Source organism: Actinoplanes lobatus (genome assembly GCF_014205215.1).
Classification (GTDB): domain Bacteria; phylum Actinomycetota; class Actinomycetes; order Mycobacteriales; family Micromonosporaceae; genus Actinoplanes; species Actinoplanes lobatus.
The window spans coordinates 8,299,557-8,310,928 of the sequence record NZ_JACHNC010000001.1; the positions used below are offsets into that span (position 1 = coordinate 8,299,557).

11 protein-coding genes are annotated in these 11,372 nt (G+C 70.2%); 5 read left to right on the plus strand and 6 right to left on the minus strand.

The window, feature by feature from the left end; translation table 11 throughout:
- Positions 1-24: 24 nt before the first annotated feature.
- Positions 25-510, plus strand: a complete 486-nt coding sequence (locus BJ964_RS38005) for a hypothetical protein (RefSeq protein WP_188125172.1) — start codon at positions 25-27, stop codon at positions 508-510.
- 4 nt (positions 511-514) lie between these two features.
- On the opposite strand, the gene BJ964_RS38010 is transcribed toward BJ964_RS38005, so the two are convergent.
- Positions 515-952 (minus strand): MarR family winged helix-turn-helix transcriptional regulator, encoded by a 438-nt coding sequence (locus BJ964_RS38010; protein WP_188125173.1) that lies wholly within the window; start codon positions 950-952, stop codon positions 515-517.
- A gap of 75 nt (positions 953-1,027) precedes the next feature.
- Between BJ964_RS38010 and BJ964_RS38015 the strand changes: the two genes are divergently transcribed.
- Together BJ964_RS38015 and BJ964_RS38020 are read left to right on the plus strand one after the other, a co-directional pair.
- On the plus strand, positions 1,028-2,302 hold the full coding sequence (locus BJ964_RS38015; RefSeq protein ID WP_188125174.1) for an alpha/beta fold hydrolase: 1,275 nt from the start codon (positions 1,028-1,030) through the stop codon (positions 2,300-2,302).
- Positions 2,303-2,332: 30 nt separating this feature from the next.
- A complete protein-coding gene (locus BJ964_RS38020; RefSeq protein ID WP_188125175.1) occupies positions 2,333-2,719 on the plus strand; it encodes a nuclear transport factor 2 family protein in 387 nt (128 codons plus the stop codon).
- Positions 2,720-2,758: 39 nt separating this feature from the next.
- Here BJ964_RS38020 and BJ964_RS38025 read toward each other — a convergent pair whose 3' ends face one another.
- The 3 genes from BJ964_RS38025 to BJ964_RS38035 are packed head-to-tail and all read right to left on the minus strand — an operon-like array spanning position 2,759 to position 6,335.
- Positions 2,759-3,829: a tetratricopeptide repeat protein gene (locus tag BJ964_RS38025; RefSeq protein ID WP_188125176.1), complete on the minus strand. Its 1,071-nt coding sequence runs from the start codon at positions 3,827-3,829 to the stop codon at positions 2,759-2,761.
- Positions 3,826-6,078: a CHAT domain-containing protein gene (locus tag BJ964_RS38030; protein WP_188127401.1), complete on the minus strand. Its 2,253-nt coding sequence runs from the start codon at positions 6,076-6,078 to the stop codon at positions 3,826-3,828. Before BJ964_RS38030 ends, BJ964_RS38025 begins: the two co-directional genes overlap by 4 nt.
- Positions 6,079-6,083: 5 nt before the next feature.
- A complete protein-coding gene (locus tag BJ964_RS38035; protein WP_188125177.1) occupies positions 6,084-6,335 on the minus strand; it encodes a hypothetical protein in 252 nt (83 codons plus the stop codon).
- A gap of 73 nt (positions 6,336-6,408) precedes the next feature.
- Here BJ964_RS38035 and BJ964_RS38040 point away from each other — a divergent pair, with 73 nt between their 5' ends.
- Positions 6,409-7,353 (plus strand): aldo/keto reductase, encoded by a 945-nt coding sequence (locus tag BJ964_RS38040; RefSeq protein ID WP_188125178.1) that lies wholly within the window; start codon positions 6,409-6,411, stop codon positions 7,351-7,353.
- 33 nt (positions 7,354-7,386) lie between these two features.
- Here BJ964_RS38040 and BJ964_RS38045 read toward each other — a convergent pair whose 3' ends face one another.
- On the minus strand, positions 7,387-8,457 hold the full coding sequence (locus BJ964_RS38045) for a tetratricopeptide repeat protein (protein ID WP_188125179.1): 1,071 nt from the start codon (positions 8,455-8,457) through the stop codon (positions 7,387-7,389).
- Positions 8,458-8,561: 104 nt separating this feature from the next.
- Between BJ964_RS38045 and BJ964_RS38050 the strand changes: the two genes are divergently transcribed.
- The gene (locus tag BJ964_RS38050) at positions 8,562-9,854 is read left to right on the plus strand and encodes an FAD-dependent oxidoreductase (protein ID WP_229807333.1); all 1,293 of its coding nucleotides are present in this window, start codon (positions 8,562-8,564) and stop codon (positions 9,852-9,854) included.
- 60 nt (positions 9,855-9,914) lie between these two features.
- Here BJ964_RS38050 and BJ964_RS38055 read toward each other — a convergent pair whose 3' ends face one another.
- Positions 9,915-11,330, minus strand: a complete 1,416-nt coding sequence (locus BJ964_RS38055; protein WP_188125180.1) for an AMP-binding protein — start codon at positions 11,328-11,330, stop codon at positions 9,915-9,917.
- Between the last annotated feature and the right edge of the window lie 42 nt (positions 11,331-11,372).

Here is an 11,372-nt window from a genome sequence, read left to right on the forward strand (position 1 = left end):
CAATGGCGCCGCGTGCTGGGCCCGATGCTAGCTCTGTCGGTGATTCTCCTGGTGGGCCGCAATGTTCTGGCCAAGGAGCCGGTGGAGAACGAAGCCGGGAAGCAGGCGATCATCGACTCGCTCTTCACCAAGGGACGCGTTCAGGTCACCGACCCGAACGCACTGGACCAGTGGCTGGGCGAGCCGGTGACGGTGTTCGTGGACCAGACCGAGTTGCGGGTGACACCCACCCGGGCCACCACGGGTACCGGGGGTTGCGCTTCGGGTCCACGGGTCACGATCGACCTGACCGTGGAGCCGGCGGCCCATGCGGCGGCCCTGGCCCTGGGCAAGTTTCAGCTGAGGACCGCGGACGGTTCCGTGGTGGGCGCGATCAGGGGGTGCTCGGAGGGTTTCGGGGAGACCACCGGCCGGCTCTCCATCGTCTTCGAGGCGGAACGGCCGGACTGGCTGATTCTGGCCAACCTCACCGAGAGCCCGGAAGCGATGTGGCAGCTCCAGGTCTCGTAGGACGTCAGCCGAAGGCGACCTTCGTCAGCAGTTCGGTGAGGGCCTTGCGCTCACGGTCGGTGAGGTTCGCGAAGCTGATGTCGCCGGCCTCCCGCACCGCCGTGAGCCCCCGCTCCAGAAGCTCCCGGCCGCCGGGCGTGGCGACGATGATCCGGGAGCGCCGGTCCCGCTCGTCCGGGCGGCGCTCGACCAGCGCACGCCGCTGCAACTCGTCGACGAGCGCCACCACCTGGCTGGGGTCGAGACCGAGGAACTCGCTGAGCTCCCGCTGTGTCGGCCCCAGGTCCTGGCTGGCGAGCCACAGCACCGACAGTGACCGGACCTTGAGGTCGAGCGGCGCCAGGCGGGCGTTCGCGGCTCCGCTGGTCACCGCGCGGGCACGGGCCAGCAGGAAGGCGGGATCGGCGGCCAGGTCCGATCCGAGCAGCCGATGTTCAGACATTGAAAACCTCAATCATTGACTTTCTCAAATATATAGCGGGACGATGGCGGGCACGCGAGCCTCAGGGAGGACCTCATGCGTACCGTGAAATGTTTGGCCCTGGCAATGATTCTGGCCATCGCCGCCGCACTGCCCGGCAGCCCGGCCACCGCGGCCCCACCCGCCGGAGAGCACCGCGGCACGCTTGCCGGCGGGGCCACCTGGCTGGGCCACATCCCGGACGACTGGAACGGCACGGTCCTGCTCTTCGCGCACGGCTTCGGCCCGCTGCGCCCGCAGGACGCGCCCAGCGACCGGACGCGGGAGTTGCTGCTCGCCGAGGGGTACGCGATGGTCGGCTCCTCCTACTCCGGCCCGACCATGTGGGCGCTGGAGACGGCCGAGAACGATCAGTACGCCGCGCTGCGGGCGTTCGAACAGATCCTCGGTACGCCGCCGCGGCGCACCATCGCGATCGGCCGGTCGATGGGCGGCCTGGTCAGCGCACGGCAGGCGCACCACCCGCGCGGCGGCATCGACGGGGTGCTCACCACGTGCGGGATCGTGGCGGGCGGCCTGAACCTCAACAACTATCAGCTGGACGGGCTGCACGCGCTCTCCGAACTGCTCGCTCCCGGCCGTACCATCCCATTGGTCCGTTATGACGGCCCGGAGCAGGCCGCGCAGGCCGCCGCCGACATCCTCGCCGTGACCACCGAGGCGCAGGCCTCGCCCCAGGGCCGCGCCCGGATCGCGCTGGCCGCCGCCCTGTTCAACCTGTCCGGCGGAACCGGCGACCCTGCCGGGCAGCAGCAGCGGCAGTTCCTCGCGCTGACCGCCGGCGGCGCCCTCAACCGGTACGTGACCGCCCGCCAGCAGATCGAGCTCTCCGCGGGCGGCAACAGCGCCTATAACAGGGGTGTCGACTACCGCGCCCTGCTGACCGGAAGTGTTCACTCGGCGCAGGTGCGGGCCCTCTACCGGGAGGCGGGCCTCGACCTGCGCGCCGACCTGGACCGGCTCACCGCGACGGCGGACGTGACCGCCGACCCGTGGGCGGTCGCCGACCTGCGCCGCTCGTCGATGGTGAACGGGCCGCTGCGGGTGCCGCACCTGACCATCCACACCCTCGTCGACGAGTTGGTGCCAGTCGAGCACGTCGCCTGGTACGGCGCGCACACCCGGCACCGCCCGGATCTGTTCCGCAGCCTCTACGTGAACGCCATCGGCCACTGCGCCTTCCAGCCCGCCGACGATCTGGCCGCGCTGCACCTGCTGGAGGCACGCCTCGACACCGGCCGCTGGCCGCGAATCGTGCCCTATCACCCTGGACGGCTGGTCGGCGGACTCGGCGAACCCGGGCGGCTATAGTCAACAAATTGACTATCCCTCGGAGGATCGATGACCACCTTCCGTAAGGCCGTGGAAGCCCGCGACGCCGCCGCCATCGAGGCGCTGCTCGCCGACGACGTCGTCTTCACCAGCCCGGTCGCGTTCAAGCCCTACGAGGGCAAACCGATCACCGCGGCCATCCTCCGCGGCGTGCTGCGCGTATTCGAGGACTTCCAGTACGTCCGCGAGATCGCCGACGGCCGTGACCACGCCCTCGTCTTCGAGGCCAAGGTCGACGGCAAGGCCATCACCGGCTGCGACTTCCTGCACTACGACGAGAACGGCCTCATCGACTCGTTCATGGTCATGGTCCGCCCGCTCTCGGCGGCGCAGGCCTTGGCCGAGGCGATGGGCGCGCAATTCGACCGGATCCGCCAGGAGGCCACAAACCCGTAGACCCAAATCCGTTTCCGGTACGGGCGGAGCGCCGCGAAATCAGGATGCGGCGCGCGCCCGTGCCAGCTCCTGGCGGACCTGCTCCAGCATGGCGGTGTCGGACGCGAGGTCGGGGTGGCTGACCTGCCGGTCGAGTTCGACGACCAGCTCGAGTTCGCGGACCGCCTGATCGAGGTTCCCGGTCGCCCGGTAGTTCATCGCCATGTTGAACCGGGTGACCGCCTCACCCGACCGATCCTCCACCTCCCGGCGGATGACGAGAGCCCGCTTCAGGAACCGCATCGCCCGATCCCGGTCGCCCATGGTGTCGTACAGGAAGCCGAGGCTGTTGAGCGTGGTCGCCTCACCCCTTCGATCACCCACCTCACGATGGATGTGCAGCGCCTGCCCGAAGTAGTCCTGCGCCCGAGTTTGATCACCCAGGGCGCTGTGCACGAGACCCAGGTTGCTGAGAGTGATCGCCTCACCCGACCGATCACCCAAGTCCCGCTGAACCGGGAGCGCCTGCTCCAGATAGCTGCGCGCTCGAAGCCGGTCGCCCAGGCCGTTGTGGACGAGACCTATGTTGCTGAGGAGGATCGCCTCGCTCGCCCGATCACCCAGCTCCCGCAGAATCGGCAGAACCCGCTCGTAGTAGTCCAGCGCCTGCCGCCGGTCGCCCAAACGGTCATGGACGCCGCCGATGTTGTTGAGGGTGGCCGCCTCGCCCTTGCGGTTTCCCGCCTCCTGGGCGATGGGCAAGGACTGCTCCAGGTACTCCAGGGCACGCTGCGGGTCACCCAGCCGGCCGTGCATGACGCCGATCTCGCCGAGGATGACCCCCTCGTTCGGCCGGTCGCCGGCCGAACGGCAGAGGCGCAAAGCCTCTTCATAAGCCGCCAATGCCGGCCGGGCCTGCCCGAGGGCGGCTTGAGCCCTGCCCAGGTGGTGCAGGGCCGCGGCGTCCGGGCCCAGAGTCAGGGTCAAACTCACGAGAGCCACCACGTCGGCGAACCGGGACATCCGTAGCCACATCGGCGACAACTGGCGCGAGAGAAGGCGGGCGATCGCCGTCTCCCCACCCGCCACCGCCAAGCGGTGCACCTCCACCCACCGCTCGACGGATGTCATGCGCTGGCGTCGGACTCGGCGGGGTCGGTGACCCAGATCTTGTAGAGGGAGCGGGCGGCCGCCGCGCACGCCGCGACGTGCTCCTCGTCGGTGAGCAACGGGCGGATCAACGGGCGCAGCACGTTGGAGACGAAGTAGCGGGGCTGGCCGTTCTCCGGGTCGGTGCCCTCTTCGAGGAGACCGAGGTCGGCGGCCCGCCGGATGTGCTTGCCGGCGTCCGGATGGTCGTGGACGGCGCGGACCGTCTCGGCCGGCACCGGCAGCTCGACGACGTTCACCTTGGCGAGCATCCGCTGGAGGTCCTCGGGCTGGGAGCTGAGCAGCTTCTTCGCCAGGATGGTCTCCCGGCGGAAACGGTCCGCCTCCGCCTGGATGGCGGTGATGAAGCCGTCGATGTCGAGGCTGGTGTCGGCGACGATCAGGTCCAGCCAGTCCAGCAGACGCGGGTTGCCGGCCGCGGCCTCGACGGCACGCTCCCGGATGCCGGGGTCGAGGGCGGAACCGGGCCGCAGGTTCGCCAGGTTGGAGATCTTCTTGTCCTGCTCGACCTGGGACAGGGTCTCCAGCGCCTCGACGACGACGGTGGTTCCGGCGGGCTCCGGGAAGCGGTACCGGCTGGTGATGATGACGCGGCTGGGACTGCCGGTCCCGCGGATCGCCTTCAGCAGCGCCGGCAGGATGTCGGCCATCTCGGCGGAGAGGATGTGGCCGCCGTTGCGCTCCTCGAGGTTGCCCTCCTCGAAGTCGTCGAACACGAACAGGCACGGCGTCTGCGCGAGCGGCCCCTTGAACAGGAACCGCAGGCGGACGGCGAGCGGGGCCTGCTCGTTGTCGAGCAGCTTGGTGGCCTCGATCTGCTGCTCCATGGTCGGGAAATCGATCTTGTCGGTCAGTTCCCGGAACTTGGTCGGATCGACCCGGCCGTACCAGACGACACGCTGGTGGGTGGGCATCCGCTCCAGCAGCCGGGAGGAGAGACTGCTCTTGCCGAGACCGCCCATCCCCTGCAGAACCAGGGCCTCCGCGGCGCCCGCCCCGTCCAGAGGCTGTTTGAGGGTCCGCAGACAGCGCTGGATGACGCGCCGCCGCCCGACGAACGCGGCGCGGGACGCCACCCGGGACAGCCGGGTCTGCGGATCCAGGAAGTCCTGGTCGGCGGACCGGATCCGCGGCAGCGCGCGCCCGATCGTCCGCAGCGGAGTGACCATCGGAGCGAGCGGCGAACGGTCGGCGTAGACCCGTAACAGGTGCCAGTCGCAGCTCTTCTGGGCGAACAGGTGCCGGCGGGCCTCGACGATCGCCCGGTCGAGGCGCTGCCCGTCGGCGAGCCCCTGGTAGAGCTGTGCCGCGAACTCGGTCGCGGCCAGGTCGCTGACCGGCAGGGCCCATCCCAGTACGGCCGGGGCGCCGGCCCGGACCAGGCTCTCGCTCATCGAGGGCAGTGTTCCGCCGTCCGGCGCGTTCCCGGTGAGGCAGCCGGAGACGAAGACGAGGCGGGGCCAGTACCCGGCCATGGCCTGGGCGATCTGGTCAGCGGTCACATCGGAGCGCCGGCCCAGCTCGTCCTCGGCCACGAAGACGGGCTGCCCGTCCGTACCGATGGTGGCGTGGCCGCTGAGATGCAGAACGTCGAAATAGCCCTCGCCGTGGTCGAGGCTGAGGAAGCGGAGACCGTCCAGGGTGCCGCTCTCCTCGACCACCAGCTCGCTGCCGGCGCGCGAGGTCGCGGCCAGGATCTCCCCCTCCTCGCGCTCGTAGTTCAGCACCGGCGTGACCCCCTCCGGGGAGGTGGCCATGAACAGCACCCGCAGCGGCCGGTTCCCGGGAGCCACCGGTTCCTTGAGCGCCGTATTGGTGCCGATGGCCCGCACCGGAAGCAGCGGCGCCGTCCCGGAGACGGTCAGATAGGCGCCGTCCCTGGCGAGCAGCTCCCACGGCAGGTGCCGGAGCCGCTCAGCCGCCGTGATCCGCAGCGTGCTGCCCGGCGGGCTGCCGAGGACGTCCTCGAGCCACCGCTCGTCGGAGTCCAGCAGTTCCGCCAGCTTCGCGCCCAGTTCCCGCAGCTGCGACGACTCGAAGAGCTTCTGAGCGATCGCATGCGGCGTGTAGACATGCTCGACCACCCCGATCAGCTCCTCGATGGCGGCCTTGTCCAGCGCCCGCGTCTTCGGCTTCCCCTCGCCACTGGACAGCCGAAGCTCGGAGTAGTCCGAGGTCTGCTCGAAGACTTCCAGCTCGAACACATTCATCCGGCTCACGACCGATCCTCGTTCTCTCTCGCCGCCTGCTCGATCTGAGCGAGGAGGGCTCGCAACCGATCAAGGTCGGGACGGCTGGCGTCCGGCCCCGGAGTCAGCGTCAGGCTCGCGAGGTTCGCGGCATCCGTGAACCGGGACGTGAGCAGCCACTTCGGCGCCAGCACCCGCTCGAGCCGGTGGGCGATCGCCGGCTCCCGGCCGGCCACCGCCAAGCGGTGGACCTCGATCAAAGGTTCGACGGTGGTCATGACTGGGACTGACGGACAGGACGGTGACGATCGATTGGTTTTGTTTTCACAGTTGGGGAGTACGGTGATCTTCATGAGTGGCATCGGTGCTGGGCTTGAGGTCTTTCCGCTCGCCCTGGGTGGCAACACGTTCGGCTGGACCAGTGATGAGACCGCGTCGCACCAGGTGCTCGACGCCTTCGTGGAGGCCGGGGGCGACTTCCTCGACACGGCCGACGGCTACTCGGCGTGGGTGCCGGGGAATTCCGGCGGCGAGTCGGAGACGATCATCGGGGACTGGATCGCCTCGCGCGGCAGCCGGGACCGGGTGGTCATCGGCACGAAGGTCAGTCAGCACCCACAGTTCCGGGGGCTGGCCGCCGCCACGGTGCGGGCCGCCGCCGATGCCTCACTGAAGCGGCTGCGGACCGACCACATCGACCTGTACTGGGCGCACTTCGACGACCCGAGGACGCCGCTCGAGGAGACCGCCGCCGCGTTCGACGGGCTGGTCAAGGACGGCAAGATCCGGGCGGTCGGCCTGTCGAACTACACCGGTGAGCGGATCCGCGAGTGGTTCCGGATCGCCCGCCGGGACGGGCTCACCCTGCCGGTCGCCGTGCAGCCGCACTACAACCTGGTCCGCCGGGGTGGCTATGAGAGCGACATCGCCCCGGTCGTCGCCGAGGAGAATCTGGCCGTCGTGCCCTACTACGGGCTGGCCAGCGGGTTCCTCACCGGAAAGTACAAGACGGCCGAGGACCTCGACGGCGCGATCCGGGGCGGCGCGGCAGGCAACTACCTCAACGACGCGGGGCTGGCCGTCGTCAAGGTGCTGGAGGAAATCGCCAGGGACCACGGCGCCGCCCCGGCGACCGTGGCGCTGGCCTGGCTGCGCGGGCGGCCCGGCATCGCCGCCCCGATCGCCAGCGCCCGTACCCTCGACCAACTCCCGGCGCTGATCGCCTCCGCGACCCTGCACCTGACCTCCGCCGATGTGGAGGCGCTCGACGAGGTCTCGGCCCGAGTCCCGCAGTAGTCGTCTCGCTTCACGATCGAATCCCGATCTCGATCAGGCGTTGTCGCGGTCCTGGTCCCGCTCGCGGCGTACCTGGTCGAGCACGGCGATGTCGGCGTGCAGGTCCGGGTGGCTGACCTGCCGGTCGAGTTCGACGACGACCTCCAGCTCACCGATTGCGCCATCGAGGTCCCCGGCCGCACGGTGAATCGTCGCCAGGTTGAATCGGGCGGCCGCCTCGGCCGTACGGTCGCCGACATCCTGGCTGATGCGCAACGCCTGCAGGTAGCAGACCAGCGCCGGCTCCCATGCGTCCAGTCCGGCATGGACCGAACCGAGGTAGTTGAGGGTGGCCGCCTCACCCGCCCGGTCGCCCACCTCCCGGACGATGAGCAGGGCACGGTGCAGGCAGGCCAATGCCGACTGGTGATCATCCAGATACTCGTACACGCCGCCGATGTTGTGCAGGGTGGTCGCCTCACCGGCCCGGTTTCCCTCCGCCCGGAGAATCGGCAGAGCCTTCTGGAAGAAGTCCAGCGCCCGTCGCCGGTCATCCCGATCGTTGTGCACGTGTCCGATGTTGTTGAGGGCCGCCGCCTCGGTCGCGCGGTCGCCCACCTCCCGGCTGATCCGCAGAGCCTCGTCGAAGTTGTCCAGGGCCGCCCGCAGGTCGCCCAGGTGGCTGTACACGCTGCCGATGTTGTTGAGCGTGGCCGCCTCGCCCGGCCGGTCGCCCGTCTCCCGGCTGATGAGGGCCGCCTGATGGAAGTTGTCCAGGGCCGACCGCCGGTCACCCAGGGTGTTGTACGCGCTGCCGATACCGTTGAGCGTGACGCCCTCGCCCGTCCGGTCGCCCTGGCTCCGATAGAGGCGCAGCGCCCGCCCGAAGTCGGCGAGCGCCTCCCGGGGCCGCCCGGTGGACGTCCGCGCCCGGGCCAGGTCATGGAAGGCGGACGCGTCCGGGCCCAGGGTCAGAGTGGCGCATGCCAGTGCCGCGATGTCCTCGAACCGGGAGCCGCGCAGCCAGAACCAGCGCACGCTGCGGCCGACGTCCCGGGCGATCTCCGGCTCCCGGCCGGCCACCGCCAGACGGTGCACCTCCACCCACTGCTCGATGACGCCCATGACGGGAACTGACGGACGTCGCTGTGGCGTTCGCCGGACACCATCGCCTGACTTCGGCGGGAAAGCGAGGGCGCCCGGACCGGGCCGTCGTCATGATCATCAGCATGGAGCGGGTGGTGATCATGGGGGCGAGCATCGGGGGGATGCTCGCCGCGCGGGGACTCAGCGGCCGGTGCGGGCGGGTGACCGTCTTTGATCGGGACAGTCTTCCGGAGACCGCGCGGCCCCGGCGCGGGGTGCCGCAGAGTCGGCAGGCCCACGCCCTCCTGGCCCGTGGCAGCACCGTCCTCGACCAGCTCTTTCCCGGGTTCGTGGACGAGATGCTGGCGGCCGGTGTGCCCCAGGGTGACCTGCACGACGACTGCCACTGGTATCTCGACGGTTATCCGATGCGGCGCGCGCGGTCGCCGATGCCGGTCTACGGCGTGACCCGGGCGCTGCTCGAGCACCTGATCCGAGAGCGGGTACGCGCTCTCCCGAACGTGGAGATCATCGACGGTGCCGAGGTCACCGGGCTGTTGCATACGGGCGGCGTGCGCGGCGCACGCGTACGAGTGAATGGGGTTGACAAGGAGATCGAAGCGGATCTCGTCGTCGACGCGGGTGGGCGGTCGTCGCGGTCGCCGGTGTGGTTGCGGGAGCTCGGCTACGGGGAGGTGCCGGCGAGCACCGTGCGCACCGACGTCGTCTATACGACTCGTCACTATCAATATGAACCGGGTCGTATCGACTTCGCGGTGATCATGGCGCCGTACCCGGGGATGCCGCGCACCGGCGTCACTATCCGTCAGGAGGGTGGCCGGGTCGTGCTGCTGCTCGCGGGCATGCACGGCGACGAACCTCCGGTCGACGACGCCGGGATTCTCGCTTTCGCTCGATCGTTTCCCGGGCCCGAGATCAAAGACTTCCTGGGTACGGCGGTCGCGCTCGATGATCCGGTCCGGATGCGCTTTCCGGCGAGCGTCCGTCACCACTACGAACGCCTGCCGCGCCGCCCGGCGGGGTTCGTGGTGGTCGGTGACGCGCTGTGTAGTTTCAATCCGATCTACGGTCAGGGCATCACGGTGGCCGCGCTCCAGGCGCTGCTGCTGACCCGGATGACCGGAATCGATCGCTACTTCACCGAGGCGGCCCGCCTGGTGGCCACACCGTGGTCGCTGGCCACCGGCACCGATCTGCGGTTTCCGCAGGCGGAAGGCCCGCGGCGCGCCGTCGACCGGCCACTCAACGCCTACCTGGCGCACTATCGCGCGGCCGCCTCCCGGGATCCGGCTCTCGGCGCGGCCTTCCTACGGGTGTCGAACATGCTGGCCCCGCCCACCCATCTGCTGACCCCGGGCCGTCTGCTGCGGGTGCTGCGCTCGGCGCCCGGAGCCCGGCGGGTCACACGTGGTTGACGAACCCGGCGGGTCACAGACGGCTGGCCGGTTCAGGCCCGGCGCCCGGCGCCCGGCGGATCACAGGCGGCTGAGCAGGAGGCGGGTGTCGGTTTTGCCGTTCGGGGTGACCGGAATCGAGGGGACCTGGCGGATCGTGTCAGGGACGGCGTAGGGCGGGAGGACGGCGGCCAGGCGGCTGCGCAGCCAGGCCGGGCCGCTGCCGGGTGGGGCCGTGTAGAAGAGGGCCAGCTTCTCGTACGTGCCGGGGCGGGCTCCGGGCACCGGGACGACCACGCACTGTTTGACCTGGCCGATGCCGCTGGTGACCGCCTCGATCTCGGACGGCTCGATGCGGTGGCCACGGATCTTGACCTGGCGATCGGCGCGCCCACGGAAGTGCAGCACCCCGTCATCATCGAGAAGACCCAGGTCACCGGTACGGTAGAGCGCGTTCCGAAAGCGCTCGGCGGTGGCCCCGGGGTCGCCGAGGTAGCCCAGCGCCAGCCCGGCCCCGCCGATGTGGATCTCGCCGTCGATCAGCTCGATCGTGGTGTCCGGAACCGGGCGGCCGAGTGGAATCCCGTCCGGCCGGTCCACGTCGGCCGCGACGATCGGGTGGTAGGTCGCGAAGACGCAGGTCTCGACCGGCCCGTACCCGTTGGCGAGAACGGTCTCCGGGAACCGCCGCAGGAACCGGCCGATGTGTGGCGGTGACAGGCGTTCGCCGCCGGTGAGCACGTGGCCGAGGCCGGTGAAGCAGTCCGGCTCCAGGTCGACGAAGAGGTTGAACAGCGACGCGGTCAGCCAGGCGGTGTTCACGCCGTGGGCGGTGACGAGCTGGTGCAGCACGTGCGGCAGCAGGTGGTCGTCGGGGGCGACGACGACCGTTCCGCCGGTGGTGAGCGGGCCCCACAGTTCGAGGTTGAACGCGTCCCAGGCCGCCGGCGACGACTGGCACATCACGGTGCCGGGGCCGAAGGAGAGCGGTCCCCCGGCGGCGAACAGCCGGGTGGTGGCGCGGTGCGGGGACACCACGCCCTTGGGCACGCCGGTGGTGCCGGAGGTGAAGAAGACGCAGGCCGGGTCGTCGGCGGTGCCGTCGACCGGGGGTGGCCGCTCCCCCAGCGCCGCCCATTCGGACAGATCATGGGAGAACGGATTCCAGCCGGACGGGCCGGCGACCACCGGCGGGTCGAGGGCTTCCAGGAGCAGGCCGACGCGGTCCGGGGGCCATCGCGGGTCGAGAGCCGCGTACGCCGCACCGGTCTTCAGAACGGCGAGCAGTGTCATCACGAGGTGGGCGCCGCGGGGCAGGCGTACCGCCACGAAGGTTCCCGGGCCGGCGCCGTGCCGGGCCAGGTCGGCGGCGGCGGACTCGGCGGCCGCGTCGAGGGTGCGGTAGTCCACCGCGACACCCCGGTCGATCACCGCGACGGCGTCCGGGCGTTCCACGGCACGCGCGGCGACCTGCTTGTTGATCATGTGGTGCGGCATTTAACACTCCCGTGATTAATGTGGACACCGCGGTACGACGGG

Coding starts and splice junctions, on each gene's coding strand:
- BJ964_RS38035 (WP_188125177.1), bottom strand. CDS start 6,335: ATGACCACCGTCGAACCTTTGATCGAGGTCCACCGCTTGGCGGTGGCC.
- BJ964_RS38030 (WP_188127401.1), bottom strand. CDS start 6,078: ATGAATGTGTTCGAGCTGGAAGTCTTCGAGCAGACCTCGGACTACTCC.
- BJ964_RS38020 (WP_188125175.1), top strand. CDS start 2,333: ATGACCACCTTCCGTAAGGCCGTGGAAGCCCGCGACGCCGCCGCCATC.
- BJ964_RS38055 (WP_188125180.1), bottom strand. CDS start 11,330: ATGCCGCACCACATGATCAACAAGCAGGTCGCCGCGCGTGCCGTGGAA.
- BJ964_RS38045 (WP_188125179.1), bottom strand. CDS start 8,457: ATGGGCGTCATCGAGCAGTGGGTGGAGGTGCACCGTCTGGCGGTGGCC.
- BJ964_RS38050 (WP_229807333.1), top strand. CDS start 8,562: ATGGAGCGGGTGGTGATCATGGGGGCGAGCATCGGGGGGATGCTCGCC.
- BJ964_RS38005 (WP_188125172.1), top strand. CDS start 25: ATGCTAGCTCTGTCGGTGATTCTCCTGGTGGGCCGCAATGTTCTGGCC.
- BJ964_RS38040 (WP_188125178.1), top strand. CDS start 6,409: ATGAGTGGCATCGGTGCTGGGCTTGAGGTCTTTCCGCTCGCCCTGGGT.
- BJ964_RS38010 (WP_188125173.1), bottom strand. CDS start 952: ATGTCTGAACATCGGCTGCTCGGATCGGACCTGGCCGCCGATCCCGCC.
- BJ964_RS38015 (WP_188125174.1), top strand. CDS start 1,028: ATGCGTACCGTGAAATGTTTGGCCCTGGCAATGATTCTGGCCATCGCC.
- BJ964_RS38025 (WP_188125176.1), bottom strand. CDS start 3,829: ATGACATCCGTCGAGCGGTGGGTGGAGGTGCACCGCTTGGCGGTGGCG.